The sequence below is a fragment of the Micromonospora sp. URMC 106 genome (assembly GCF_051386395.1).
Taxonomy (GTDB): domain Bacteria; phylum Actinomycetota; class Actinomycetes; order Mycobacteriales; family Micromonosporaceae; genus Micromonospora.
This window is the reverse complement of the sequence record NZ_JBPQTP010000022.1, coordinates 45,257-70,321: the sequence shown is the minus strand read 5'-3', so window position 1 is coordinate 70,321 and position 25,065 is coordinate 45,257. Positions and strand designations below refer to the sequence as shown.

The 25,065-nt window shown below is 74.9% G+C and carries 24 protein-coding genes and 1 pseudogene; 15 read left to right on the top strand and 10 right to left on the bottom strand.

Going from position 1 to position 25,065, the window contains the following annotated elements:
- Positions 1 to 837 (bottom strand): annotated as a pseudogene (locus ACSNOB_RS10505) (hypothetical protein); the annotation flags it as partial.
- On the opposite strand from ACSNOB_RS10505, the gene ACSNOB_RS10500 reads away from it, so the two are divergent.
- The 6 genes from ACSNOB_RS10500 (at position 791) to ACSNOB_RS10475 (ending at position 9,151) form a co-directional block, all read left to right on the top strand.
- A complete protein-coding gene (locus ACSNOB_RS10500) occupies positions 791 to 1,528 on the top strand; it encodes a fibronectin type III domain-containing protein (RefSeq protein WP_436686425.1) in 738 nt (245 codons plus the stop codon). The pseudogene ACSNOB_RS10505 and the gene ACSNOB_RS10500 sit on opposite strands and share 47 nt — an antisense overlap.
- A gap of 151 nt (positions 1,529 to 1,679) precedes the next feature.
- Positions 1,680 to 4,292 (top strand): fibronectin type III domain-containing protein, encoded by a 2,613-nt coding sequence (locus tag ACSNOB_RS10495; RefSeq protein ID WP_436686424.1) that lies wholly within the window; start codon positions 1,680 to 1,682, stop codon positions 4,290 to 4,292.
- A gap of 27 nt (positions 4,293 to 4,319) precedes the next feature.
- Positions 4,320 to 5,315, top strand: coding sequence for an AAA family ATPase (locus ACSNOB_RS10490; RefSeq protein ID WP_436686423.1), 996 nt, complete (start codon positions 4,320 to 4,322; stop codon positions 5,313 to 5,315).
- A gap of 12 nt (positions 5,316 to 5,327) precedes the next feature.
- The gene (locus tag ACSNOB_RS10485) at positions 5,328 to 6,500 is read left to right on the top strand and encodes a DUF58 domain-containing protein (protein ID WP_436686422.1); all 1,173 of its coding nucleotides are present in this window, start codon (positions 5,328 to 5,330) and stop codon (positions 6,498 to 6,500) included.
- A 212-nt stretch (positions 6,501 to 6,712) separates the two neighbouring features.
- Positions 6,713 to 8,947 carry a DUF3488 and transglutaminase-like domain-containing protein gene (locus ACSNOB_RS10480; RefSeq protein WP_436686429.1) on the top strand — a complete coding sequence of 745 codons (2,235 nt, stop codon included), beginning with the start codon at positions 6,713 to 6,715 and terminating at the stop codon, positions 8,945 to 8,947.
- 54 nt (positions 8,948 to 9,001) lie between these two features.
- The gene (locus ACSNOB_RS10475) at positions 9,002 to 9,151 is read left to right on the top strand and encodes a DUF7003 family protein (RefSeq protein WP_436686421.1); all 150 of its coding nucleotides are present in this window, start codon (positions 9,002 to 9,004) and stop codon (positions 9,149 to 9,151) included.
- Between the two features lie 165 nt (positions 9,152 to 9,316).
- Here ACSNOB_RS10475 and ACSNOB_RS10470 read toward each other — a convergent pair whose 3' ends face one another.
- Positions 9,317 to 10,507, bottom strand: a complete 1,191-nt coding sequence (locus ACSNOB_RS10470; RefSeq protein WP_436686420.1) for an MFS transporter — start codon at positions 10,505 to 10,507, stop codon at positions 9,317 to 9,319.
- Positions 10,508 to 10,744: 237 nt separating this feature from the next.
- Entirely contained in the window at positions 10,745 to 11,314 is a 570-nt protein-coding gene (locus ACSNOB_RS10465) for a TetR/AcrR family transcriptional regulator (RefSeq protein WP_393104093.1), read from the bottom strand.
- A 104-nt stretch (positions 11,315 to 11,418) separates the two neighbouring features.
- Here ACSNOB_RS10465 and ACSNOB_RS10460 point away from each other — a divergent pair, with 104 nt between their 5' ends.
- Positions 11,419 to 12,345: an NmrA/HSCARG family protein gene (locus ACSNOB_RS10460; RefSeq protein ID WP_436686419.1), complete on the top strand. Its 927-nt coding sequence runs from the start codon at positions 11,419 to 11,421 to the stop codon at positions 12,343 to 12,345.
- Positions 12,346 to 12,624: 279 nt separating this feature from the next.
- On the opposite strand, the gene ACSNOB_RS10455 is transcribed toward ACSNOB_RS10460, so the two are convergent.
- A complete protein-coding gene (locus tag ACSNOB_RS10455; RefSeq protein WP_436686418.1) occupies positions 12,625 to 13,929 on the bottom strand; it encodes a hypothetical protein in 1,305 nt (434 codons plus the stop codon).
- A 182-nt stretch (positions 13,930 to 14,111) separates the two neighbouring features.
- Between ACSNOB_RS10455 and ACSNOB_RS10450 the strand changes: the two genes are divergently transcribed.
- The 3 genes from ACSNOB_RS10450 to ACSNOB_RS10440 all read left to right on the top strand — a co-directional run bounded on the left by ACSNOB_RS10450 (position 14,112) and on the right by ACSNOB_RS10440 (position 15,941).
- Positions 14,112 to 14,615, top strand: coding sequence for a hypothetical protein (locus ACSNOB_RS10450; protein WP_436686417.1), 504 nt, complete (start codon positions 14,112 to 14,114; stop codon positions 14,613 to 14,615).
- 193 nt (positions 14,616 to 14,808) lie between these two features.
- Positions 14,809 to 15,306, top strand: coding sequence for a DUF523 domain-containing protein (locus ACSNOB_RS10445; RefSeq protein ID WP_436686416.1), 498 nt, complete (start codon positions 14,809 to 14,811; stop codon positions 15,304 to 15,306).
- Positions 15,307 to 15,509: 203 nt separating this feature from the next.
- On the top strand, positions 15,510 to 15,941 hold the full coding sequence (locus tag ACSNOB_RS10440; protein WP_436686415.1) for a hypothetical protein: 432 nt from the start codon (positions 15,510 to 15,512) through the stop codon (positions 15,939 to 15,941).
- A 133-nt stretch (positions 15,942 to 16,074) separates the two neighbouring features.
- On the opposite strand, the gene ACSNOB_RS10435 is transcribed toward ACSNOB_RS10440, so the two are convergent.
- On the bottom strand, positions 16,075 to 16,560 hold the full coding sequence (locus tag ACSNOB_RS10435; protein WP_436686414.1) for a winged helix-turn-helix transcriptional regulator: 486 nt from the start codon (positions 16,558 to 16,560) through the stop codon (positions 16,075 to 16,077).
- 82 nt (positions 16,561 to 16,642) lie between these two features.
- Between ACSNOB_RS10435 and ACSNOB_RS10430 the strand changes: the two genes are divergently transcribed.
- Entirely contained in the window at positions 16,643 to 17,878 is a 1,236-nt protein-coding gene (locus ACSNOB_RS10430; protein ID WP_436686413.1) for an MFS transporter, read from the top strand.
- A gap of 42 nt (positions 17,879 to 17,920) precedes the next feature.
- Here ACSNOB_RS10430 and ACSNOB_RS10425 read toward each other — a convergent pair whose 3' ends face one another.
- Positions 17,921 to 18,328, bottom strand: a complete 408-nt coding sequence (locus ACSNOB_RS10425) for a hypothetical protein (RefSeq protein WP_436686412.1) — start codon at positions 18,326 to 18,328, stop codon at positions 17,921 to 17,923.
- Between the two features lie 128 nt (positions 18,329 to 18,456).
- Between ACSNOB_RS10425 and ACSNOB_RS10420 the strand changes: the two genes are divergently transcribed.
- Complete coding sequence (locus tag ACSNOB_RS10420; RefSeq protein WP_436686410.1) at positions 18,457 to 19,083, top strand: TetR/AcrR family transcriptional regulator; 627 nt, start codon at positions 18,457 to 18,459, stop codon at positions 19,081 to 19,083.
- Between the two features lie 95 nt (positions 19,084 to 19,178).
- Here the strand turns inward: ACSNOB_RS10420 and ACSNOB_RS10415 are convergent, their stop codons facing one another.
- Together ACSNOB_RS10415 and ACSNOB_RS10410 are read right to left on the bottom strand one after the other, a co-directional pair.
- Complete coding sequence (locus tag ACSNOB_RS10415) at positions 19,179 to 19,970, bottom strand: SDR family oxidoreductase (protein WP_436686409.1); 792 nt, start codon at positions 19,968 to 19,970, stop codon at positions 19,179 to 19,181.
- Positions 19,967 to 20,941 (bottom strand): LLM class F420-dependent oxidoreductase, encoded by a 975-nt coding sequence (locus ACSNOB_RS10410; protein WP_436686428.1) that lies wholly within the window; start codon positions 20,939 to 20,941, stop codon positions 19,967 to 19,969. The genes ACSNOB_RS10415 and ACSNOB_RS10410 overlap by 4 nt, the downstream gene beginning before the upstream one ends.
- Positions 20,942 to 21,085: 144 nt before the next feature.
- Here ACSNOB_RS10410 and ACSNOB_RS10405 point away from each other — a divergent pair, with 144 nt between their 5' ends.
- Positions 21,086 to 21,967: a DUF1028 domain-containing protein gene (locus ACSNOB_RS10405; protein ID WP_436686408.1), complete on the top strand. Its 882-nt coding sequence runs from the start codon at positions 21,086 to 21,088 to the stop codon at positions 21,965 to 21,967.
- A gap of 117 nt (positions 21,968 to 22,084) precedes the next feature.
- On the opposite strand, the gene ACSNOB_RS10400 is transcribed toward ACSNOB_RS10405, so the two are convergent.
- Positions 22,085 to 22,780 carry a maleylpyruvate isomerase N-terminal domain-containing protein gene (locus ACSNOB_RS10400; protein ID WP_436686406.1) on the bottom strand — a complete coding sequence of 232 codons (696 nt, stop codon included), beginning with the start codon at positions 22,778 to 22,780 and terminating at the stop codon, positions 22,085 to 22,087.
- A gap of 96 nt (positions 22,781 to 22,876) precedes the next feature.
- Here ACSNOB_RS10400 and ACSNOB_RS10395 point away from each other — a divergent pair, with 96 nt between their 5' ends.
- Positions 22,877 to 23,329 carry a YbhB/YbcL family Raf kinase inhibitor-like protein gene (locus tag ACSNOB_RS10395; RefSeq protein ID WP_436686405.1) on the top strand — a complete coding sequence of 151 codons (453 nt, stop codon included), beginning with the start codon at positions 22,877 to 22,879 and terminating at the stop codon, positions 23,327 to 23,329.
- A 39-nt stretch (positions 23,330 to 23,368) separates the two neighbouring features.
- Here ACSNOB_RS10395 and ACSNOB_RS10390 read toward each other — a convergent pair whose 3' ends face one another.
- Entirely contained in the window at positions 23,369 to 24,256 is an 888-nt protein-coding gene (locus tag ACSNOB_RS10390) for a phosphatase PAP2 family protein (protein WP_393104058.1), read from the bottom strand.
- Positions 24,257 to 24,340: 84 nt separating this feature from the next.
- Between ACSNOB_RS10390 and ACSNOB_RS10385 the strand changes: the two genes are divergently transcribed.
- A complete protein-coding gene (locus tag ACSNOB_RS10385; protein WP_436686403.1) occupies positions 24,341 to 25,030 on the top strand; it encodes a DUF3159 domain-containing protein in 690 nt (229 codons plus the stop codon).
- Positions 25,031 to 25,065 lie beyond the last annotated feature (35 nt).

Below are 25,065 nucleotides of genomic sequence, written 5' to 3'. Positions count from 1 at the left end.
GCCCCGCCCTGCCCCGCCGGCGGCGCAGGGCACGGCCGCGCCCGCCGCGACGGGCAGGGCCGTCCCACCGTCGGCCACGCCCGCGGTGGAGTCTCCCGTGTCGTCGTTCCCCGTCGTGGCGACGGGCGACGCGCCGCCCGCCGCGCCAGCCCCGCGACACGCGGCACCGCCGGCCGCGCCAGCGGTGTCGAACCCACCCGTGCCGCCGGCCGTACCGGCCCCGCGACACGCGGCATCGTCCGCCGCCCCCGGCCTGGCGGGGCCGCCCGCGCCGGCGGCGGCTGATCCGGCCCGGCCGGAGACGCCGGAACGGCCGCCGCCGTCCGATGCCGGGTGGGACAGGCCGACGATCCAGGTACGGCAGATCGGACCCCTGCTCGCCGAGGAGATCGCCCGCGCCGGCGGCACGCCGCAGCCGGGCGCGGACACCCGCGCGCCGGCGAGCCCCGCACCGCCGGAGACGCCGTCGTCGGCCGCCTCCCCGGCTGCGGCACCGCACGCCGCCCCGGCGCCGCACACGCCCGCGCCGGCCACGCCGGTCAGCACACCGTCCGCGCCGCCCGTCAGCGCATCACCGACGTCAACGGCCAGCGCGCCCCCCGGGCCCACCCGGCCGGTCAGCGCGCCCCCGCCCCCGGCCAGCGCGGCGCCGGTGCTCCCGCCGCCACCGTCCGTACCGGTCAGCGCCCCACCGCAGCCCGTCAGCGGGCCGCCCGGGTACCCGCCCGTCAGCGGGCCGCCGGGGTACCCCGTGAGCGCGCCGGCGCAACACGCGCAGCCGGTCAGCGGGGTGCCCACGCCGCCCTGGAGCACGACCGCGCCGCAGTGGAGCAGCACGGCTCCTTCGCAGGCGCTGAACGAGCCGACCACCACCGGCGACAAGCACCAACACGTCGGCGCCTACGACCAGGACGTCGCGGACGAGCAGGAGGGCCGCGACCAGACGCCGGCATACCCCGACATCGAGACGTTCCCCATGAAGGAGGTGCCCCGACCCGACGCGCCCGACGCGTTCCACCAGGGGCCCTTCGGCCCGCCGCCGGCGTACCCGATGATCGGGGAGCCCGAGGAGCACGGCCGCAACCGGACAGCGATGATCGTCGCCGTGGTGGTCACGGTCCTGGCGCTCGCGGCGCTCGTCGGGGTGGGCGTGCTGCTGCTCAGCCGGGAGGCCGCGCCGCCGTCGGGGCCCGCCTCGCCGGTGGCGGCGACGGCCACGGGGGCCGCCCCGAGCGCGACCCGCCCGCCGCCGAGCGGCCTGAGGCTGCGGGACGACTCGGCGACGATCACCCTGACCTGGACGGACCCGACGGGCGGCGCGGTGCCGTTCATGGTGGCCGGCGGCCGGGCCGGGCAGAAGCTGGGCGTGATGGCCACGGTGGACCCGGGCCAGACCAGCTACACGGTCAACGGGCTGAACTCGCGGGTGGACTACTGCTTCACGGTGCTCGCGGTCTACTCGACGGACTCGTTCGCCACGTCCGGCCAGGTCTGCACCGAGCGGGAGAACGGCACCCCGGCGACCTGAGACGTCCGGCGTGGAGGCGCGCACGCTGGGTGTCCACGGCGGGACACTGCGGGTTCCCCCGCCCCCGGCCGGGCCATATGATGGCACCCGGCTCAGAGAACGGTCGCCGGACGAGGCGCCACCTGCCAGGACACACGGGAGGCAGCCGGTAGTGGCCAGCATCGACGACGCCGTGGACGCCGGCACCCCGCGCCCCCGCTCCCGCCGGATGCGGGGCGGGCTGGTCACCATCGGCACGGTGGCCGCGCTGCTGGCCGCCATGGGGCTGACGGTCCTCGGTCTCGGCGCGGCGGACAACGCGGTGGCGAGCCACGACGCGAGTTCCTGGCTGTGGAGCACCGCGCGCAGCGAGATGGCCCGGGTCAACGGGGTCACCGCGCGCGTCGACACCCGGGTCGGCATCCCGGGCGCCCGCCGACACCCGATGCAGGTCACCCAGACCGACCGGCTGCTGATCCTGCGGGACCTGAACACCGGTCAGGTCAGCTCGCTCGACCTGGCCACCCTGCAGATCACCGCGACCACCCGCACCACCCCGGGCCTCGGGGTCAACGTCGCCCTGCACGAGGACGCGGCGTTCGTCGTCGACGCCGTGCAGGGCATCGTCCGGCAGCTCGACCCGCGGTCCCTGACGCCGGTCGGTGAGCCGGTGCGCTACCCGCCGGGCATCACCGGCGGTTCCTTCGACGGCGAGGGCCGGCTCTGGATCGCGGTGCCCAGCGAGGGCACCGTCTCGGCGATCACCGCCGCCGCGCTGCCCTCCGCGCCCGCCTCGGCCCCCGCCGGGGGTGGCCTCAGCCCGAAGCAGGTCGAGACGTACGACGTCGCCGACGCCAGCCACGAGCTGGTCGTCTCCACCCTGGACGACGGCGTCGCGGTGCTCGACCGCACCGCCGGCACGCTGGTCACCGTGCGGCGAGGCGAGGTCAAGCCGACCCGGCTGACGATGAGCGCTCCCGGCGCGCTGCCGGCGCGGACCAGCGGGCCGACGGTGCCCGTGACGGTGCCCGGCGAGCGGCGGGTGCACGTGGTCGGCGACGACGGCGAGGTCAGCGCGTTCACCGTGCCGGGCGCCGGCGACCGGCTCAGCCCCGCCGTGGCGTGGGCCGGCCGTTTCTACTGCGCCGACGAGGCGTCGGGCACCGTCTACGCTTTCGACGCGGGCGGCCGACTGGTCGACACCATCCGCAGCCGGGGGACGGGGCCGCTGGAGCTGGAGGTGCGGGAGAACCACCTCTTCATCAACGCCCCCGACTCGGCGACCGCCCGCGTGGTGGACGACAGGCACCAGGTCCGCGAGGTCGACAAGTACGCGAACGACGTGCTCGGCGGCGACCCGCCGCCCACTCCCCCGCCGAAGAAGCCGAAGGTCGGCAAGCCCGGCGCGCCGCGCAGCGTCACCGCCGCCGCCGGCAACGCGCAGGCCCGGGTGAGCTGGCGGCCGGCCCCGGCCAACGGCGCGGAGATCACCAGGTACGTGGTGGAGGGCGCCGGCCAGCGGGTGCAGGTGGGCGCCAACCAACGGGCCGTGGAGATCAAGGGCCTGACCAACGGCGAGACGTACCGGTTCTCGGTGCACGCGGTCAACGCCAAGGGCGACGGCCCGGCGCGGACCAGCAACCCGGTGACGCCGACCGCTGCGGTGCCCGACCCGCCGGCCAGCGTCACCGCCCAGGAGCGGCCGGACGGCACGGTGCTGGTGCGCTGGCCGGCGGCGAACGGGCAGGGCAACACCATCGCGAAGTACGTGGTCACGGCGACCTCGGCGGGCACCAACGCCCCGGCCGGCGAGTCCCGCAAGACCGAGCTGGTGGTGCCGGCCGGCGAGCTGGAGTACGGCACGCAGTACGCGTTCACCGTCGTCGCCGTCAACGACCGGGGCGCCGGCTCGGCGGCCTCCCCGGTGAGCAACACCGTCGTGCCGTACGCGGCGCCGGGCCGCCCCGCCGAGCTGCGGGCCACCACGGTGGCCGACCGGCCGGGCACCGTCGCGGTGCAGTGGTCGCCGGCGGAGGCCAACGGCCGCCCGGTGACGAAGTACCTGCTCGACGTGGGCGGGCGCAGCAGCGAGGTGACCGACACCCGGGCCACCGTCGACGGGCTGGGCAACGGCCAGAACGTCACCGTGAAGGTGAAGGCGGTCAACGAGGCCGGCCCCGGTCCGGAGGCCACCGCCACCGCCCGGACGGTGGCCGAGCCCCGCATCACCGTGACCGGCTCGTCGGCGACCGCCACCTCGGCGACGGTGACGTTCACCGTGGACGCCGGCGGCGGCAGGGCGACCTGCACGCTGAGCACCAGCGGCGAGCCGGCGAAGACCGGGAACTGCTCCGGCATCACGATGACGGGCCTGACGCCCGGCACGAAGTACACCTTCACCGTGACCGCGAGCAACGCCGCCGGAAAGGGCACGGCCACCCGCGCCCAGGCCACCGACGCCCTCTACGGGATCGCCACCTGCACCAACGGCCCGGACGGCGACCAGCGGACGTACTGCGACTCCGACGTCGACGGCCGCAACGGCAACGAGGTCTTCTCGGTCACCCGGCAGGACAACGACCGCCAGGTCGGCTGGGCGAAGCCCGGCACCCGGCTGAAGGCGTACTGCAAGAAGGCGGGCGAGAACGTCGACTCCTGGATCTACAACAACCAGAAGCAGAGCACCTGGTGGGTGCAGGTCGAGTACTCCGGGCGCAACTACATCCCGTGGGCCTGGCTCAACCTGGAGGGCGGCGACAACATCAACGTCCTGCCCACCTGCTGACCCACCCAGGCAAGGAGCACCGCCGACGTGACCCCCCAGGAACCGCTCACCCAGCCGGAGGTGCAGGGCTTCGCCGCCCTCGCCGCCCGGCTGGCCGAGAACGTCAACGCGGTCGTGCTGGGCAAGCCGCAGGTGGTCCGGCTGGCGCTGACGGCGCTCTTCGCCCAGGGGCACGTGCTGCTGGAGGACGTGCCCGGGGTCGGCAAGACCACCCTGGCCCGCGCCATCGCCGCCACCGTGAAGGGGCAGTGGCGGCGCATCCAGTTCACCCCGGACCTGCTCCCGTCGGACGTGTCCGGGGTGACCATCTTCAACCAGGCCACCCGGGGCTTCGAGTTCCATCCGGGGCCGGTGTTCGCCAACATCGTCATCGCCGACGAGATCAACCGGGCGTCGCCGAAGACGCAGTCGGCCCTGCTGGAGGTGATGGAGGAGCGCACCGTCACCGTGGACGGCGTCCGGCACCCCGTGCCGCAGCCGTTCCTGGTGGTGGCCACCCAGAACCCGGTGGAGATGGACGGCACCTACCGGCTGCCCGAGGCCCAGCTCGACCGGTTCCTGGTCAAGCTCTCCGTCGGCTACCCCGACGAGGCGGTCGAGGTGGAGGTGCTGCGCGGGGCGACGGTCCGCTCCCCCGAGGCGCTCACCGCGGTCACCGACACGGCCACCGTCGGGGAGATGGTCCGGATGGCCCGCCGGGTCCACATCGCCGAGCCGCTCTACACGTACGCGGTGCGGCTGGCCGCGGCCACCCGCAACCACCCGCAGGTGCGGGTCGGGGTCAGCCCCCGGGGCGTGATCGCGCTGACCCGGGCGGCGTGCGCGTACGCGCTGATCGACGGGCGCGGCTGGATCATGCCGGAGGACCTGAAGGCGCTGGCGGAGCCGGTCTTCGCGCACCGGCTGCTGCTCACCCCGGACGCGCAGGTGCGCGGGGTGACCGCCGCCGAGGTGCTGCGTCAGGCCGTGGCCTCGGTGCCGGTGCCGCTCCCCTCGGGCCAGCCGGCCCCGGTCCAGGGCTGACCGGCCACGGCGGTGTCCGCGCTCACCGCCCGAGGTGTCGGGCTGCTCGTCGCCGCCGTCGTGCTGCTCGGCGTCGGCTTCCGCTTCGCGTACCCCGAGCTGGCGCTGCTCGGCGCGGCGGCCGGCACCGCCGTGGGCTACGCCGTGGCGACGGCGGCCTGGCGGCCCCGGCTGGAGGTGACCCGCAGCGCGGACCCGGACCGGGTGGCGCGGGGCGAGCCAGCCGCGATGACGCTGACCGTGCGCAACGCCGGCCGGCTGCGCGCGGCGAGCCTGGTGGCCGAGGACCGGTGCGGCGACCGGGTGGTTCCGGTGCCGCTGCTGCGGCTGCGCCCGGGCCGGGACACCACGGTCCGCTACGACGTCCCGACCTTCCGCCGCGGGGTGGTGCCGGTCGGGCCGCTGCGGGTGACCCGGCGCGACCCGCTGGGCCTGGTGGCGCTGGCCCGCCCCTACGGCGACACGGTGCCGGTCTGGGTGCACCCGCGGATCCACCCGCTGAACGCGGTGCCCACCGGGGCGGGACGCAGCCTGGACGGCCGGGTGGACAAGGTGCCGCACGGGTCGATCACCTTCGACTCGCTGCGCGAGTACGTGGTCGGCGACGAGCTGCGCCGGGTGCACTGGCGCACCAGCGCCCGCGTCGGCGAGCTGATGGTGCGGGAGAACGTGGACACCAGCCTGCCCCGGATCGTGGTGCTGCTGGACAACCGGGCCGCCGCCCACCCGGAGCGGGTGGACGGGGTGGCCGAGTCGTTCGAGTCGGCGTGCGAGGCCGCCGCCTCGGTGGTGACCGCCGCGTACCGCGAGGACCTGCCGGTGGTGCTGCTGATGGTCGCCCCGGAGCCGGCCGGGCCGGACGCGGCAAGCGACGCCGTCGCGCTCGACAGCGCGCCGCTGGACCGGCTGGCCGCGGCACGGCTCGCCGCCGACGACGACATCCAGGCCGCCACCGCCCGGCTGCGGCGGGAGCGGCTCGGCGACACGCTGGTCTTCCTCACCGGTCCGGGCGGCCGGGGCGACCTGGGTGCGGTGGGCGCGCTACGCGCCGCGTACCCGTCGATGGTGGTGGGGATCTTCGGGGCGGCGGAGCCGGCGCCGTCGGGCGCGGCCGGCCTGATCGTGGTCGACGCCCCGGACGGGGCCGCGTTCGCCGCCGAGTGGGACGGGGTGCGCCGGTGGTGACGGCGGCCGGCGCCGCGGCGGGGCCGGGAGCCGGCGGGCCGGCGGGGCCGGGAGCCGACGGGGCGGCGGGGACCGGCAGCACAGTCGGGGCGACTCCGGGTGGCGGGCCCGGCACCGGCGGAACCGGTGTCGGCGACGGAACCGGCGCCGGGGCGAGGCGGACCCTGGGACGGGCGCTGCGCGCGGCCCCGGTGCCGCTGGCGCTGATCGCGATGATCGGTCTGGCCGGCGCGGTGCTCGGCCGGGTCTACGCCGGCCCGCTGCTGACCCGGCTGGTGCTCGGGGCCGCGGTGGGTTCGGTGCTGGTCAGTGTGGCGAGCCGCCGGCTGCCCTCGTGGCTGGTCGCGCCGGTCTCGGTGACCGCGATGGCCGGCTGGACGGCCTGGTCGCTGCGGCTCACCGCGACCCGGGCCGAGCTGCCCGGCGGTCTCGCCGACGTCACCGCCGACGCCGCCGCGAACGGCATCCCCCGGCTGCTGACGGCGATGATCCCGGTCGAGCCGACCCCGGACACGGTGCTGGTGCCGCTGGTCGCCGCCTGGCTGGCTGGGCTCGCCGGCGCGGAGGTGGCGCTGCGGGCGGGCCGGGTGCTGCTCGGCTACCTGCCGGCGGTGCTGCTCTACGCCGCCGCGCTCTACGTCGTCGGCCCGAACGCCGACCCCGCGATCGGGCCCACGCTGGCCTTCGTGGCCGTGGCGTCCCTCGGCCTGGCGGTCCCGGCGGCCGGCCCGGTCACGGCCGGCGGTGACCCGACCGCCGGGCTGACGCCGGCGGTCCGCGCCGCCGTCCGGGCCCGGCTCGCCGCCGCCTCCGCCGCCGGGCTGGCCGTGGTCGTCGCGCTGGCCGCCCTGCTCGGCCCGGCCCTCGCCGGCCAGGTCGACGGCCGGCCGGTGGATCCCCGCCGCTACGTCGAGCCGCCGCAGGTGGAGGCGCTCGACGAGAGCCCGCTCATCCGCATCTCCGGCTGGGCGCTCAACCCCGGGCAGAAGCTGCTCGACGTACGCACCGACCGACCGGGCGCGCCCACCCCGGCGCCGACCCCCGACCCGGAGGCCGGGCCGCAGGCCGCCGGCCGCCCGGCACCGATCCGGCTGGCCGTGCTCAGCGACTACGACGGGGTGACCTGGCGGATCGGCGCCACGTACCGCAACGCGGGGCGGATCCTGCCGGCGACCGTGCCCGCCCCGGACAGCACCGTGCAGACCGTACGCCAGGAGATCACCGTCGCCGACCTGACGGGGCGACTGCTGCCCGCCGTCGCCACCCCGCGCGAGGTGACCGGGGCACGGGTGGCGTACGACCCGGCGACCGGGACGCTGATCCGGCCCGAGGGACTCACGCCCGGCCTGCGTTACACCGTGACCTCGGCCGTGCAGACGCCGGACGTCAACCTGCTGAGCACGGCGGACGTGCCGGCCGGCGACGAGGTGGCCCGGGTGCTGCGCGTCGCCGACGGGGTACCCGACCCGCTGCGCCGGCTCGCCGCCCAGCTCGCCGAGTCCAACGGCGCCCCGTACGCCCGGGCCGCCGCCGTGGAGCAGTTCCTCGCCGAGCACTACCGCCTGGTCGCCGACGCCCCGAGCGGGCACGCGTACCCGAACCTGAACTTCTTCCTCTTCGGACCGCGCAACGCCGGCGGCCAGCGCGGCACCTCCGAGCAGTTCGCCGCGGCGTTCGCCGTGCTGGGCCGGCTGGCCGGGCTGCCGACCCGGGTGGTGGTCGGCTTCCGCTCCACCGGCGACGGCCCCGTCCGGGCCGGCGACGCGTACGCCTGGCCGGAGGTCCTCTTCGACGGGCTCGGCTGGGTGCCGTTCGACCCGCTGCCCCGGCCCGACGAGGAGCCGCGCCCGGTCGAGGAGGACTTCCGCCCGACGCCCGAGGAGCCGCCCCCGTCCGAGGTCCCGCAACCCACCGTCGAGCCCACGCAGCCGCCGGAGCCCGCGGCCGCGCCGGGCGGACCGGCCGACGGCGGCGGGCCGTCGACGGCGCTGCTCGTCGGCGGCGGCACGGGCGGCACCCTGCTGCTGGTGGTGGCCGCCCTGCTCGTCCTGCTGCTGATGCGCCGCGCGCAGACCCGGGCGCGGCTGGGGCGGGGCGACCCCGGCCAGCGCATCGCCGGCGCCTGGCGGGAGGTCACCGACGCGCTGCGGCTGGCCGGCCGGCCGGTCGGCGACGACCTGGCGGCCACTGAGGTCGCCGCCCAGGCCCACCGCGCCCTCGCCGAGGCGACGGCGGCCCACCCTCCCGCCGGCCGGGACGCTCGGATCGACGAGCTGGCCGCCCTGCTCAACCAGGTCGCCTTCGCGCCCGGCACCGCGACGGTGGAACAAGCCGACCGGGCTGCCGCCGCCGCGAGCGCCTACGTGACCGAGTTGCGGGCGTCCCGTCCCCGCTGGCGCCGCCTGCTCTGGTCCGTACGCCCCGGCCCACTGCGCTGGCATCGCTGAGCGACGGGCGGCAGCCGAACGGGTCATGTCCGCAGGTGACCCACCGGTGAGCCGGTGGCGTGGTCCACGAGCCGCCGCGCCGCCGCGCGCTTCTGGTCCGGTGAGGTGGCGCAGGTGCTTGCTGCCGCCGACCCGACGCATTACCGGCCGACGCTGCCACCGAACACCCACTGGAGTAGCTGGCCCATGTCCGGCCAATTGTGATCCGCCGGGGACGCAGAAGAACCGGCTCTGTCTCAGATTCGGTGATAACGAAGGCTGCTGGTTAGCTGAGTAGGATGCGGTGTCGTAGCGGGTGGGAGCCGCCGCGTCCGCACATTCAGATGTTCGGCCCGCTTTCCCGCCCTTCCTCCCCGTGTTGCGCGCCAGCTAAATGTCATCGGGTGCGCCAGCTGTATGTCGGGCCGGTAGGAACGCCATCCCGATGCCGGCTGCCGCCGCCGCGAATCCGGCCACAGCCACCGACAGACGGTCCGCGCCGAACGCGGCGCCCGCACCGGCCAGAGCGGCTCCGGCGGCCGCCGCGGTGATCTTCAGGCCGGCTCCGAGCGTGAAGACCTGCGTGTGTACGACGGCCGGCGTGTGCCGGTCCCGGCTGGCGAACAAGGCGGCCGCCTGCGGCCCCAGGAAGAAACCGGACACTGCGAACACCAGCAGGCCGGCGCCGACACCCGGCACCAGCGGCAGCACCGCGAGCGGCGCGGCGCTGGCCGCGATGCACGTCATCACGACACGTTCCGGCCCGAGCCACTGGACCGGACGCCGCGCGTACGCCAGCGAGCCCAGCAGCCCACCGACCGCCATCGCCGACAGCAACGCGCCGGTGGCGTAGCTGGCGTGGTACCGCGCTGCTAGCAGCGCCGCCACCATCGGCGTCGCGCCGGCGCTCACCGCGGCGAGACTCGTCGCGACGGTGACGGCACGCAGTGATCGTGTTCGCCAGATCGTGGCGAGCGCGTCTCCGCCGATGGCTCGAATGTTCAGGGCGCCGGTGGCGGGTGGCCGATCCGGCAGGGAGAGGCTTGCCATGCACAGGCCGGCGACCAATGCGCAAGCGGCGATCACCACCGTCGCCGGACGGGGCCCGAGAGCGGCCGACAGCAGCGCCGCCACGGCTGGCCCGCACACCCCGGCCGTGTTGTAGGTCATCACGTCCAGCGCGTACGCCCGGTCTCGGTCGTCGGCGGGGACGAGGTCGCGCAGGAGGCTGGAGAGACCGCCGGTGGCCAGCGGCGCGAAACATCCACCAGCGACGGCGACGGCGAGAACGGCAGGCGCCGGTAGCCGCCCGGCCGACACCGCGCACGCCGCGATCGCGGTGCCGTACGCCGTCAGGAACGCCGCGTACGTCGGCGTGCGCCGGCGCACCCGGTCGGCGAGGGCGCCGACCACCGGGGCGGCCAACACATGCGGGACCATGAACGCCGCGACGAGCAGTCCACCGAAGACGGTGCTGCCGGTGACCGCCAGCGCCAGGAGGAGCAACGCCACGCGGGCACCCTCGTCGGCCAGGCGCGCGAGGACCGCCACAGCGAGATACCGCCACACGATCCGCCACACCGCAGCGACTCTAGCGTCGCGTCAGCTGGGCGGGCACCATGACGGATGTCACCAGGCGACGCGACGCGCAGCGGCCAGACGCCGAACCGGGACCTCATCGCCGAACGCGCGCGGGCTCACCGCAGCCCAGTTCACCGCTGATGATCCGACCATCGCCAGCCCTCTCTGACATCTGTGTGAGGGCACCGCCTCGACAGGTTCGCGGCGTGCGCCAACCAACACCCGTACGCTCTGCGCTCACCTCTGACGGGGACTGACTCCCACCACGGTCAGGGCGAGTAGTCGGTCCGCCTCGGTAGCGGGGTCCGGATGGTGTTCCGTGGCCAGGGCGATACCGGTGATCAGCATGATCAGGTCGGTAATGGTCACGCCGGGCGTCAGCGCGCCATCGTCCGTTGCGCGGCGTACCAGTGGTTCACCCGCCTCGGTGAGCCGCGCCGAAGCGCAGTGCTCGTGCGCCTCGGCGGGGTCCGCCGCGCTGTCGCGGGTCAGTGCGATGGCCAGTCCTCGGATGGTCGCGGCGGACGCAGTGACGGCACTGAGCCATTCCAGCAGCGCGGCCCGGGTATCGGCTCTGCCCCCCAGGTCGCGGGCGTGCGCGCACAGGGTCTCGATCCGTTCACGGAAGACCGCCTCCAGCAGTGCGTGGCGGCTGGGAAAGTGCCGGCGCACCGTGGCTGACCCGACTCCCGCAAGGCGGGCGATCTGTTCCAGGGATGCGTCGGCGCCGTGCGCGGCGATCTCCTGCTCGGCCACGGCGAGCAGGCGCGCGTAGTTGCGCCGGGCGTCTGCACGCTGGACTGGCATTGGTCACCTCGAGGTTTGCTAAGTGGCGGGGCCCTCCGTATAGTAGCCAAGCACAAACGGTGGGCCCCGCCGTTTAATGGCCGCGCAATCCAGGAGGAGCCCTCATGCCCACCGATCCCGCACCCGTCCTGGTCGTCGGCGCCACCGGACAGCAGGGTGGCGCCACCACCCGTGCCCTGCTCGCGGCGGGCGTTCCCGTCCGGGCGCTGGTCCGCAACCCCGCCACCGACCGGGCGAGGGCCGTCGAAGCGCTCGGTGCCGAACTGGTCATCGGCGACCTCGACGATCGCGACTCGCTGGTCAGGGCCGCGCAAGGAGCCCGAGCCGTCTTCTCGGTGCAGATGCCCGCGATGAACGGGGCCTCCATCGACTTCGAGGGTGAGCTGATCCAGGCCGTCAACCTGATCGAGGGCGCGCTGGCCGCGAAGGTGCCGCAGTTCGTGCACACGTCCGTCTCCGGCGCCGGACAGCACACCGAGACCGCCGGCTGGGCCGAAGGGCGCTGGGCGCCCCTGGAGCCCTACTACGCCACCAAGACCAGCATCCAGAACCGGGTACGCGAGGCGGGCTTCACGCACTGGACGCTCATCAAGCCGGGCTGGTTCATGGAGAACTTCCTGCCCTCCTCGGCGTACCTCTTCCCCCGGGGCGTCGAGGGCGGCCTGGTGACTGTGCTGAAGCCGCAGACCCGACTCTCCCTCGTCGCGGTCGATGACATCGGCCGTGCGGCCGCCGCGGCCATCGCCGAACCCGATCGGTTCAACGGGGTCGAGCTGGAGCTGGCCAGCGACTACCTGACCATGACGGAAATCTCCAAGATCCTGTCCCGTGCACTGGGCACCGAGCTGACCGCGCCGGAGATGACCGAGGAGGAAGCGATCGCCGCGGGAATGCCGGTGTGGGCAGGCGTCTCACACGCACACGTGAACGTGGCCGGGCAACCCGCCCGCCCGGAATTCGCCCGAGCCCTCGGCATCCCCCTCACGACCTTCGAGGAATGGACGCACGAACACCTCCGGGCCACAGCCTGACCCGGTCCGGGGCACTCGCTCTGTCCACCGGTCCAGCCGTCATCCTCAGCGCTCCCGGGCGCTGCCACGGACCCGCGATCATCGCCGGTACGGCACCGCCGTACCGGCGATGATCGCCCGCGGCTGCGTGGGCAGAAAGTGTCATAAATCTACTTCGAACCGCCCTCTGAGATGGGGCTGATCAGGTCCAGGTGAAGGTGCGATGACGGCACCAAGTGGCCGCTCCGCTCTTCTGCGCTGGGCCAGCCGGGCGATCTCGCTCGGCCCGCCGCCGGCACCTCACAGTTCGACGGGCAGCGCGCCCTCCCAGAGCGCCTCCGCCTCGTGGACGAAGTGGCCGCACCACGGGCCGTCGTCGGCCCGGAGCGCGAACTTCGGTTCGCCGGGCGCCTGGTACGTGTAGTACTCACCGAACACGGCGCTGTGCGGCGACCGGGTCTCCTCGGTCGGGTCGACCGCGACGAGGCCCAGCGCCAGTGGATGCCGGGTCAGCCGGACGGCGATGTCCCCGCCGGTCGTCTGCCGCAGCTCGCGCAGCAGGCCGAGCGCGTGCCGGCCCCGCTCCCGCGTCCGGTCGGCCGACCGGTGTGCGTAGTAGCGCTCGGCGGCGACGTCGATCGCGGGTGAGTCCGGATCGACGAGGAGGAACCGGATGACGCAGCCGGATGTGAGCCACTGCTCGAACCGCTTGTACTCGCTGGTGAGCAGTGTGTTGCGGGTGACGCCGGTGATGAGCAGGTGCCGCGCGCGCGACATCACCGCCAGCAGTTCCGGGCCGAAGTCGTCGGCGAACGCCGGCCGCGCGGCTCGTCGCACCGCCTGCTCCACGGTGGGAGGCCACGGCTGGGCGTCCTCCCACATCCGGTTGGCCTCGGCGACGAAGTGCGGGAACCAGTACGCGTCCCGGGTGTCCAGCCGCAGGATCGGCGCGGCGTCCGCCGAGGGCCGGTACTCGTAGTGCTGCACGACGATGAAGCCCCGCTCGGACTCGACGTCGACGGCGTTGACGCCGATGTGCGGTACCGCCGTGGTGACGCGCACCTCGAGCTGCCCGCCTGCCCCCCGCAGGCCGGCGAGTTCGTCGAGGGACGCGCGGATGCGACTGCGCAGCCGTTCCACGCGGGCGGAGTCGGCGGTGGAGCTGGCGGCCGCCCGCACCGCGCCGTCGTCGTCCGGGTCGACCAGCAGCACCCGCACGTGCGCGCCGGCGGCGAGGGACCGACGCAGGTGTACGCGGGTGGTGGCGATGGTTCGCCCCAGCGACCTGCCGATGAGCAGCAGTGACCTGGCCTCCTGGCGCCGGGCCGCCAGGTCCTCGGGAAAACCGGTCCGCAGCACGTCGGTGTGGGTGGTCGTCCGGCTCTCGGCGATCTCGGCGATCTGCCGCCTGGACCGGATCTGTGCCACCGCCAGGAAGGTCAGCAGTCCGAGCGTCGCCGAGGAGAGGGCGGCCGCGTTCGCCAGTCCGGCCGAACCGAGCACGGTGAAGACGAGCGCGCCGACGGCCAGCACGTAGAGGTCGACGTCGCGGTGGGACACCGCGCGTCGGATCAGTTCACCGAGCGTCCGCAGTGGACGAGACATGGCACGAGGGTACGTGCCGCGAGCGCTGCCCGGGCCGACGGCTGCCCCGGCGTGCGTGACGGGCCGCCCATGGCCCGCGCCCGCGCCGCCGGACTTCTCGCGGCGCGGCACCGAGGAGCGGGGCGAGCGTGCTGAGTACGGCCACTCAGGCGGCCCGCGCCGTGCCGGACCATGATCGGGGAATGATCAGCGAAGAGGAGGGCGGGCGGCACGACGGCGCCGTCGCACAATCTGCCGCACCCCGTGAACGAGGCCACTGGGCGCAACCCTGGATCCTGCTGATCCTGGCGCTGCCCGGCGCCGTGTGGTCCTGGTACGCGGCAGTCGTCGCCTCCGCGCCGTTCTTCGGCGAGGAGCCCTCTGCGGCCGATCGCGCCACCACCGCCGCCGCTTTCCTGTCCGGGGCGTCCCTGTGGCTGGCAACGGCCCTGCTGGCCGCGCTCATGTTCCGTCGCGCCGTCGTGCCGGTGCTGTGCGGCCTCGCCGCCGTCGGCTTCGCCGCGCTGGCCCTGTCGGGGACGCAGCCGCGCGCCTCGCTGAGTGAGGCGGACATCGCGGGGTCGCTGTCGGCCTGGACTCCGCCGACGAGTTGGGGCCTAATCCTCTGGGGCCTCTTCGCGCTGGTGGCGTGGGCGTACGGACGCCTGCGCGGCGTCCGGTCGGGTGACCGGCGCGCGGACCACTGACGGGTCGGCCCGGCGGTCCCCGGCCGAAATTCGTATGCGATACGCCTCCAACGGCCCGATGGAACCCGCCCTGGAAGCAGCAATCAACCGCTGGCCCGTGGCAGTCAACGACGGCATGGGTCGCTGGCGACGGAACTCGGCGACTGTGGGCCCCTGACAAGGACGGCCGCCCGGCGGCGGTTACGGTGCTCGGGTGCACAGGGTGTTGGTGAGCGGCTGTCTGGGAGGCGCCCCGATCCGCTTCAACGCGACCGGGGTGGATGTCTGCTCGCCGATCTGGGACCGCTGGGCCACTGAGGGCCGCCTGGTGTCGTTCTGTCCCGAAGTGTCGGTGGGGCTGCCGGTACCCAGGCCACCGGCCGAGATCGTCGGCGGCGTCGCCGCGGAGGTGCTCGACGGTGACGGCAGGGTGCGGGAGGTGACCGGGCGGGACGTCACGGACCTGTTCCGGCTGGCGGCGCGACGGGCCGTGGACCGGGCTCGGGCGGCCGGGGTGGTCCTCGCCGTCCTCGTGGACCGCAGTCCCACATGCGGCACCAGCCGGGTGCACGACGGGTCGTTCACGGGCCGCACGGTCCCCGGGCGCGGCCTGGCCGCCGAACTGCTGGTCCGCGCCGGAATCCCCGTGTTCCACCAAGGCCAGTTGGCGCAGGCCGCCGCCCTGCTGGACGGGTTCGACCGGGACGGCTGAGGCCCCGGTGCCGGCCACCACGGGCGGTCACGCCGAGACAGCTGGCTAGCCAGGAGCGGGCGGCGGGATCCGCCCGTCCGGCTCCCTGGGGAGGCCGCCGCTGGCGCACCAGCATCGGTGCGGCGCGGGCGGGCCACTGCCCGACGGGAAACGGGAGGCCAGTGGGCGCGGCGAGGCGCACATCGGACCGGCGGTGGGCCGGCGTGCCCCGGTGGGTCCGGGTCGTCGTGATCGCCGCCGTCTGCCTCCTCGCGTACGGCGGGATCGTCCACCTGGGCGACCTGCTCGGCGTCCGGCCAGGTGGTCCAGGCCCGTCCACCCCCACCTTGCTGATGCTGTACTTCACCTCGCTGACGGTGTTCGATCCACTCGCGGCGCTGCTGCTGGCGCTGCGCCGGGTCGAAGGGCTGCTGCTGGGGTGTGCCGTGCTCGGCAGCGACGCGGCGGCGAACGGGTACGCCAACTACGTGCTGGACACCGCGCCGGGGATCACGCCGGGCCGGATCGGGCAGGCGGTGATCACCGCGCTCGCGGTCGCACTGATCGCGGCGGCGCCCAAGGTCGCGCCCTGGCTGCACGGGCCTCATCGCGCTGGCGAGGGCGCCTCCATGGACACCATCGAGCCTGATCGGTAGGGCGGCTGTGGTGCGCGGTCGGCAGCGCGTCAGCGTCGAGCGGTTCTTCGCATCGGTCGCGATCGAGTTCGTCCGTAGGCCGTGATCGCGGGAAGCTCCCGAGCGGCGAGCACACGCGGTCGGCCGGATCACTTCACCCGGCTGACCGGTGACGCCTCTCGACCTTTCGTACCCGCGTGTTGTGGTCGGACAGGTCCTGTCCACCGTGGCCGGTCGGACGCAGTTCAGGCACGACGGCAGCGGTGTCGTCCAGGAGAACGGAGTGCGCCTCGCCAGGGGCGAACGCATGGCGCTCACCCCATTGGCGCAGGGCGAGCACAGCGGTGAACAGATCATGACCAACCTCCGTCAGCACGTACTCCTGGCGCTTGCCGGACGGGGCGATCTCGCGGGCCAGGATGCCGTGGGCAACGAGCCGGCGGAGCCTGTCGCTGAGGATGTTCCGGGCGACGCCGAGGCTGCGTTGGAAGTCCGTGAACGCGCGGACGCCGTCCATTGCGTCACGCACGATGAGCAGGCTCCAGCGGTCTCCGACCAGGTCGACCGCGCGGGCCACGGGGCACTCCGGGTCCGTCCAGTGCGTGGAGGCGAGTTCCGGGCCGGCCGACTGGGACGTCACACGAACCTCCGATGAGTTGCGATCCGAAACCATTATGCCCTAGCCTCCGATCAGTTGCATATTGCTACTGATCGGAGACGCGATGGAACCCGCCGGGCTCAGCTCGGGCCGTCGACTGCTGCTCGCGACGCTGTCTGCGGTCGCGGTCGCGAACATCTACTACGCACAGCCCCTGCTGGCGCGCATCGGCGCCGACCTGGCCATCCCCGAGCAGCACGTGGGCTGGATCGTCGGGATCGGGCAGATCGGCTACCTGCTGGGCCTCGTCGCGCTGGTCCCACTGGGCGACCTGGCGAATCGTCGCCTGCTGATGGCGGCCCACGTCGCGTTCACGGCGGTCGGCACGGGCCTGATCGCACTGTCCGCCACAACGGTGGGCGTGTTGGCGGGAGCGGCATTGGCGGGGCTGTTCTCCGTCGTGGTCCAGATCGCCGTCGCCTACGCGGCGGCCGTGTCGAGCCCCGCCGAACGCGGACGCGACATCGGCGCCGTCACCTCCGGCGTCGTGATCGGCATCCTCGCCGCCCGTACCGTCGCCGGAACCCTCGCCGACGCAGCGGGCTGGCGCACGGTCTACGCCGTATCCGCACTCGCGTCACTCGCACTCGCCGGCGCCGTCCTGGCCCTTCTTCCCCGCGAGGCGCGGCAGAACCGGGATCGCGGGTACCTGCGCACGGTCAACTCCGCGCTTCGCCTGCCCCTCTCCGACCGCACGTTCCGCGGCCGCGCGCTGCTCTGCTTCTTCCTGTTCGCCTCGTTCGGGACGCTCTGGAGCGGGATCGCCCTGCCGCTGAGCGACGAGCCATGGAACCTCTCGGCGACCCAGATCGGCCTCTTCGGCATCGCGGGGCTCACCGGGGCCCTCGGCGCCGCGCGAGCCGGCCGCTGGGCGGACCGGGGACTGGCGACTCCGGTCACCGGATGGTCGCTTCTACTCCTCATCCTCTCCTGGATGTTCACCGCACAGGCCCCCCACTCCCTGCCGCTGCTGGTCATCGGAGTGGTGGCGCTCGACTTCGCCGTGCAGGCCGTACACGTGACCAGCCAACAACTCGTCACGGCCGGCAGACCCGAGGCGGCCAGCCGCACCATCGGCGCGTACATGGTGTTCTACTCACTCGGCTCCGCCCTCGGCGCGGTGAGCACCACCTGGGCCTACTCGGCGGCAGGCTGGGCCCTCACCAGCCTGCTGGGCGCCGCCTACGGTGTCGCCGCGCTCATCGTCTGGGCGATCTCGCGCCACGACGCCCGGTTCGCGCCCTCGGCCCGCCGACCGGTGGGCGCGGGAGCGCTCGGCCGCGACGTCGTTCTCGGGTGAGTCCGGATCGGCAGGGAGGAACGCGACCGATCGTTCGCCGGCTCACCGCTCCGCGAGGTGTTGGTGGGCCTCCCGCCAGATGACTGACGGCTCGCACCGCTCCGTCGTCCACGTGGTCGATGTCAGTCGGCCGCGTCGCCGGTACCGCTTCATGATCACCACGTGGTCGGGCCAGGCCACGAACTGCCGCAACGCGTCCTGGTCCCGCCAGACCGACACCGAGCCGCACCGGCGCCTGAGCGGTGTGGTCCACAACCACATCCCGACCGCACCCGTCAGGTCCGGCCAGGCGTCGCGCAGGCGCATGCCGGCCCGGTAGATCCCCGGCAGGTCCCGCGCGCGGTCGGCGCGGAACGCGGTCACGGCGACGAGCACCGCTCCGGTGGCGTCGACGTCCGGCCCCGGCGTCCAACGGGTCCGCAGCACGCGGCCCTCTTCGATCTCGGACATCCCCGTCGCCCCTCCTAATTTTCAGCACGATCGTTCGTGCTTGAAAAGCATGGTAGCTCCTGCTGGGCCAGACAGACCGAACGCCCGTACGCTGAATCCGCGCAGCGACAGAAGGAGAGGGCTCCGGCATGGCGGGTCGGCCGCGCGACGAGCGCACCCGCGCGACGATCCTTCGTCGCGCCGCGGACATCGCCTCGAAGGACGGCCTGGAGGGCCTCACGATCGGACGGCTCGCCGCCGACCTCCGCGTGAGCAAGAGCGGACTGTTCGGCTACTTCGGCTCCAAGGAGGAGCTTCAGCTCGCCACCCTGCGCACGGCGTCCGCGGTGTATCTGGACGAGGTGGTCCAGCCCGCCCTGGCCGTCGCGCCGGGCCTGCGTCGACTGTGGCGGCTGTGCGATGCCTGGCTGAACTACTCGGAGCGGCGGGTGTTCCCGGGGGGATGCTTCTTCTTCACCGTCGCCGCCGAGTTCGACGCCCGCCCGGGCCCCGTCCGGGAGGCGGTGGCCGCCGCCAGCCTCGACTGGACACGGCTGGTGACCCGCACGATCGAGGACGCACGCCAACTGGGCGACCTCGTGGAGACGACGGACGCCGATCAACTCGCCTACGAGTTGATCGCGCTGCTGGAGATGGCCAACGGCACCTCGCTGTTGCACGACGACCCCGCCGCCTACCGCCGCGCCCGGACCGCCATCCTCGCGCGACTGCGGGCCGCCGCCACCGCGCCACTGTCATTCGACGTGGAGCGCTGAGCGAGGCCGACGCCGGTCGGCTCAAACGCGCACGCGACATCGGCGCCCCGGCGTCGTGATCGGTGTCCACGCCGCCCGTCCCGCTTGTCGGGGCACTACGCCCGCAGGCGGCGCACGAGTTTACGCAGGCCGGCCTGCCAGCCGTCGGGGTCCTCCGCCCGGCGGCGGGCGTACGCGGCGACCTCCGGGTGCGGCAGGATGAGGAACCGCTCCTCGGCGAGGCCGGCGACCACCGCGTCGGCGACCTCGTCCGGGGCGAGCACCGCGCCGGAGGCGGCGATCACCCGGGCGCCGAGGTGGCCGGCGGCCAGCCCCTCGGCCAGCATCGGCGTGTCCACCCCCTGCGGGCACAGGGCACTGACCCGCAGGCCCTGGTCACGATAGGTGACGGAAAGCCACTCGGCGAAGCCCACGGCGGCGTGCTTGGTGGTCGTGTAGGGCGCGTCCCCGACCGCGGTCAGCACGCCCGCCGCCGAACAGGTGTGCAGCAGGTAGCCGCCGCCCCGAACCAGCATCGCCGGGAGCACCGCCCGGGCGGCGTAGACGTGCGAGAGCACGTTCACCCGCCACGCACGGTCCCAGCCGGCGTCGTCGACCTCCACTCCCCCGCTGGTGGCCACGCCCGCGTTCGCGCAGAACAGGTCGATCCGCCCGTACCGCCGCTCGGTGTCGGCGACCAGCGCGCGGACCTGCTCCTCGTCGGTCACGTCCACGGCGGCGGGACGGGCAACCGGGCCGACACCGGCGGCCACCGCGCGGGCGGCGTCGGCGTCGAGGTCGGCCACGACCACGGCCGCCGCGCCCTCGGCGGCGAACCGCCGCGCCAGGGCCGAGCCGATGCCGCCGGCCCCGCCGGTGATCACCACCACCCGGTCGGTGAGGTTCACCGCGCCCCACCCCCGCCCAACCTCGTGATCAGGTCGCCCAGCACCGCCGTGCCGCCGGCGGCCAGCTCGGGGGTGGGCAGCAGGGCCAGCACGGGCACGTCGACCCCCGCGTCGGCGTAGCGGCGGACCTGCTCGCGGCAGTGCTCCGGCGAGCCGTGCAGCACCAGTGCGTCGACCACCTCGTCGGGCACCGCCGCGCCCGCGCCGCGCCGGTCCCCGGAAGCCCAGGCCCGCCACATCGGCCCGAGCACCTCCTCCCGGCCCAGCCAGCGGTGGAACTCGGCGTACGCGGGGACGGTGAGGTAGCTGGTGATCAGCCGGCGGCCCAGGGCGCGGGCGTGCGCGGCGTCGGAGGTGGGGCAGACGAAGATCCGGGTGACCACCTCGAAGCCCGAACGCCGCTCGCCCACCTCGGCGAGCGCCCGCGGCACGTCGTCCGCGCCGAGCCAGTTGAGGATGACGCCGTCGGCCTCCGCGCCGGCCAGCCGCAGCATCCCCGGACGCAGCGCGGCGAGCAGCAACGGTGGCGGCACGGCCGGCTTGCGGTCCAGCGTGAACCGGCGCACGGCGAAGGTGTCGAACGCGCCGTCGACGGTCTCGCCGGACAGCGCCGCGCGCAGGAACCGCAGGACGTCGCGGGTACGCCGGAACGGTTCGTCGAACGGCACCGCGTTCCAGTCGCGGACGACGACCGGCGAGGACGCGCCGATGCCGAGCGCGAACCGGCTGGGCGCGGCCTCGGCGAGCGCGGCCGCGCTCATCGCCAGCAGACCCGGCCCACGGGTGAAGACCGGCGTGATCGCGGTGCCCAGGCGCAGCCGGGGCTGCCAGGCGGCGGCGAGCGCCAACGGGGTGAACGCGTCCACCCCGTTGACCTCGGCGGACCAGACGTCGGTGAAACCCGCCCGGTCGAGGGCCGCGTAGACCGCGGCGTGGTCGGCGAGCGGGATGCCGTCCAGCGGCACCGTCATGCCCCATCGCGTCGTCATCGATCGATGGTGCCCGCTCGCCGCGCCGCCGAGCAAGATCCGGCCCGAACCGGCCACCCGTCGGGACACCGCCAATACATCGAACAGCACGGATGCGCACGGGGTGGAGGGCGTTAGTCTCCATGCGTGACCTTCTCGCTCGTCGCCCGATCCGACGACGGCCGCCTGCACGGCGTCGTCGTGGCCAGCAGGTTCCTGGCCGCCGGCGCGCTGGTCCCGGCCGCCGAGGCCGAGGTCGGCGCGCTCGCCACCCAGGCGCACGTCAACCTCGCGTACCGGCCGCAGGGGCTGACCCTGCTGCGCACCAGGGTGGCCGCGGCCGACGTGGTCGCCGGCCTGGTCGCCGCCGACCCGGACCGGGACCACCGCCAGATCGGCGTGGTCGCCGCCACCGGCGCGGGCGCGACCTGGACCGGCCCGGCCTGCCACCCATGGGCCGGCGGCCAGGCCGGGGACGGCTGGGCGGCGCAGGGCAACATCCTGGCCGGCCCGCAGGTGATCGACGCGGTGCGCGACGCCTGGCTGGGCGGGGCGGCGCTGCCGTTCCCCGACCGGTTGCTCGCCGCACTGCGCGCCGGGGACCAGGCCGGCGGCGACCGGCGCGGCCGGCAGAGCGCCGGGCTGCTGGTGGTCGAGCGCGGCGGTGGGTACGGCGGCACCAGCGACGTCCTGGTCGACCTGCGGGTCGACGACCACCCCGATCCGGTGGCCGAGCTGGGTCGGCTGCTCGCGGTACACACCCTGCTGTTCGGCCGGCCCGACCCGGCCACCCTGCTCGACCTGACGGGCGCGGTCGCCGCCGAGGTCGGCGCGCTGCTGACCGCGCTGGGCCTGCCGGTCGACCCGGACCGGCCGGAGGAGGCGCTCTTCGCCTGGGCGGGCATGGAGAACCTGGAGGAGCGGCTGGTGCCCGGCCGGATCGACCCGGTGGTGCTGGACCACCTGCGCAAGGCCGCTCCCCGGGTGCCCGCGCCACGCGCGGCGGCGGACCCGCTCGCCGCGACCTGACCCGCTCCTCCCCGGCCGCCGAACGGCCCCGCTGGTCCGGCGGGCCGCGCCCGACGACGGGTCGCGCGGTGGGCGGTCCGGCCGCCCGCGCGGCACCCGGGTCGGGCCCCAGCCGGGTCAGCCGCCGAACGAGAGCCAGCGGAAGCCGGCGGCGTCGACGACGGCCCGCTCCCCGGCGGTGAGGCGCGCCCGGCCGGTCGCCTTGCGGATCAGCGTGAGCCGGTCCCAGCCCAGCTCCGCCGGAACGGGCCGGCCACCGGTGAGCAGGTCCGCGACGACCTCCGCCGCGGTGCGCGTCAGCCACGGCTCCCGGTCGAGCGCCGCCGCCAGATCCAGGCCGTGCACCCCTACCTCCACCACGCGGGTACGCAGGAACTCGGTCAGCGCCATCGCGTCGCCGTGCCGGGTGCGCACCACCCGGCCGGGCGGCTGGACGTCCACGGCGTCGAGGGTGTCCCGCCAGGCGCGGTCGAAGTCGGCCACCAGGGCCGGGCCGTCGAGTTCCCGAGCCTCCCGCCGGCCGCTGTCGACGCGGGCGGCGTCCACGGGCGGGGTGAACTTGGCGGCGCCGTAGTACCCGGCGGCGTCGACCTCGGCACGCGGCGGCGCGGGCGCGGCGAGCATGTCCACCAGACGCCCGGCGCCGGTGCGCACGTGGGCCAGCAGTTCCCGCACCGTCCAGGGGCGGCAGTCGGTGGGGCGGTCGAGATCGCCCTCGTCGACGCCGCGCAGCACCTCCCCGAGCCGCCCGCACTCGTCCCGGAACGCCGCCCGTACCCGCTCCACCGGTCCTCCCCCGTCCGCACCCGCCACCGCAGACCCTCTCACACCGCCGATCACGCCCCACGGGCCGTTTCGGCGGCCGTCCGGCGGGTACGCGCGGCCGGGCCGAGGAGAGGAGCGCCACCGATGGCCGGGATCATGCTGCGCAGCACCGCGTTCAACGACCACGACAAGTTGCCGAGCCGCTTCGCCCGCGAGGGCGGCAACGTCTCGCCGCCGTTGGAGTGGTCGCAGGTGCCGGAGTCCGCGACCGAGCTGGTCCTCTTCGTCGAGGACCCGGACGCCGGGAAGACCCCGTTCCTGCACTGGCTGGTGACGGGCATCGCGCCGACTTCGGCCGGGACGCCCGAGGGCGGGGTGCCCCTGGGCGGCCGGGAGTGGCCCAACGACTTCGGCACGCCCGGGTGGGGCGGGCCGCACCCGCCGCAGGGCGACGACCCACACCGGTACTTCTTCCGGCTCTACGCGCTGGACCGGCCCCTGGAACTCCCCGACACGCCGCGCGCCGCCGACGTGCACCGCGCGCTCGTGCAGCGAGACCTCGCCAGCGGAACGATGGTGGGCACCTACTCCCGCTGACGCGGGGGCAGCCCCGGACGCGAGGCGGCGGAGCCGCGGTCAGCCCTTGACGCGCGGCACCAGCCGGTGCACGGCGGCCAGCACCAGCGCCATCACCACGCCCATCGTCCCGGCGATGCCGGCGGCGCTGCCGGCGTAGCCGACGAACAGCGGCCGGCGGGCCAGCTCGTCGGGCGGGGTGCCGCGCAGGTCGACCAACCAGGCCAGCGCGAGCCCGCAGGCCACCGCCGCCAGCACGCCGCCCACGCCGAGCACCGCGGCGGCGACCCGGTGCGCGTCGGCCGACTCCACCTGCGCCTGCTCCCGCTGGGTGACCAGCAGCAGCAGCCCGGCCAGCGCCGCCCACACCCCGACCACCAGGAACGCCGCCACCGCGTCGCTGGGCCGGTGCCAACCGGCGGAGAGGGTGGCGACCCCGGCGACCGCGGCGTAGCCGGCCCCGAGGAAGGCGCCGAGCGCCCGTACCTTGCGCGGCAGCACGAGCACCAGCGCCACCGCGACCGACGCGGCCACCGTGGCGTGCCCACTCGGCAGGCTGTTGCCGGCGTAGATCCGCTCCGGGTCGACGCCGAAGTCCGGCCGGGTCAGGCCGTACTTGAGCAGCTGGGTGGTGCCGTTGGCGCCGGCGATCAGCAGGGTGGCCGTGACAGCGAGCGCGATGCGCCCCCGGATCAGCGCGATGAAGCCGATCACCGCGGTCGCCGCCAGCAGCGACACGACCGACATGGCGTTGAGGATCCGGTCCACCGGGCCGTCGATGCGGTCCTGGCCGATCCGGTTGCCGGTCAGCGCGACGGTGTCGAGCCACTGGCCCACCTCGGCGTGCACGGCGACCCGCCACACGGCGAGAAACGCCGCCGCCTGGACGATGGCCAGGACGACCAACCAGACCGCGGTCCAACCCCTCGGCGTCGCTCGCACCCGCACACCGTAGCGGCCGGCCCGTCCCGGTCGCCCGGTGGCCCGCCCACCGGCGGCGACTAGGTTTGACGACGGACGTGAGGAGGTGCGGTGACCAGGACACCGGAGCGCGAAACCGCCCCGGCGGATCGACCGGAGACGCTCGCCGACCTGCTGGGCGGGCGCCGGGGCGCGGTCGACGCCACCCTGCCACCGGTGGCGTTCACGGCCGGTTGGCTGCTCGGCGGCCACTCGCTGTGGGGCGGGGTCGGCGCGGCGGTGGTCACCGGCGCGGCGCTGGCCGGCTGGCGGTTGCGCCGGGGCGACCGGCCGCGCTCGGTGCTGGTCGGGCTGCTGGCGGTCTGCGTGGCCGCGCTGGTCGCGTTGCGCACCGGCCGCGCCGAGGACTTCTTCCTCGTCCAACTGCTCTCCAACGCGGCGAGCGCGCTGGCGTGGGTGGTCAGCATCGTCGTGCGCTGGCCGCTGCTCGGGGTGGTGGTGGGCGTCGCGCTCGGGCAGCGCGGCCGGTGGCGGCGTGATCGGGCGCTGCTGCGCGCGTACGGCCGGGGCAGCTGGGTGTGGGCGGCGACCTACGTGCTGCGGGTGGCGGTGTTCCTGCCGCTGTGGCTCGGCGACGAGGTGGTCGCGCTGACGGTCGCCCGGGTGGCGCTGACCTGGCCGCTGGTGGCGACCGCGCTGGCGGTGAGCTGGGTGGTGGTGCGCCGGTCGTTGCCGGCCGGCCATCCGGGGCTGCGGCACCCGCTCGCCCCGGCCCGGCCCGCCATGGCGGCGGACACATAAAGGGAGAGGCCGCCACGGGGGGAGCGGCCTCTCCG

What these genes read in the sequence shown, in the direction of transcription:
- ACSNOB_RS10455 (WP_436686418.1), bottom strand. Translation starts at nt 13,929, where the DNA reads ATGTCTCGTCCACTGCGGACGCTCGGTGAACTGATCCGACGCGCGGTG.
- ACSNOB_RS10480 (WP_436686429.1), top strand. Translation starts at nt 6,713, where the DNA reads ATGATCGGTCTGGCCGGCGCGGTGCTCGGCCGGGTCTACGCCGGCCCG.
- ACSNOB_RS10465 (WP_393104093.1), bottom strand. Translation starts at nt 11,314, where the DNA reads ATGCCAGTCCAGCGTGCAGACGCCCGGCGCAACTACGCGCGCCTGCTC.
- ACSNOB_RS10460 (WP_436686419.1), top strand. Translation starts at nt 11,419, where the DNA reads ATGCCCACCGATCCCGCACCCGTCCTGGTCGTCGGCGCCACCGGACAG.
- ACSNOB_RS10450 (WP_436686417.1), top strand. Translation starts at nt 14,112, where the DNA reads ATGATCAGCGAAGAGGAGGGCGGGCGGCACGACGGCGCCGTCGCACAA.
- ACSNOB_RS10395 (WP_436686405.1), top strand. Translation starts at nt 22,877, where the DNA reads ATGGCCGGGATCATGCTGCGCAGCACCGCGTTCAACGACCACGACAAG.
- ACSNOB_RS10420 (WP_436686410.1), top strand. Translation starts at nt 18,457, where the DNA reads ATGGCGGGTCGGCCGCGCGACGAGCGCACCCGCGCGACGATCCTTCGT.
- ACSNOB_RS10425 (WP_436686412.1), bottom strand. Translation starts at nt 18,328, where the DNA reads ATGTCCGAGATCGAAGAGGGCCGCGTGCTGCGGACCCGTTGGACGCCG.
- ACSNOB_RS10410 (WP_436686428.1), bottom strand. Translation starts at nt 20,941, where the DNA reads ATGACGGTGCCGCTGGACGGCATCCCGCTCGCCGACCACGCCGCGGTC.
- ACSNOB_RS10430 (WP_436686413.1), top strand. Translation starts at nt 16,643, where the DNA reads ATGGAACCCGCCGGGCTCAGCTCGGGCCGTCGACTGCTGCTCGCGACG.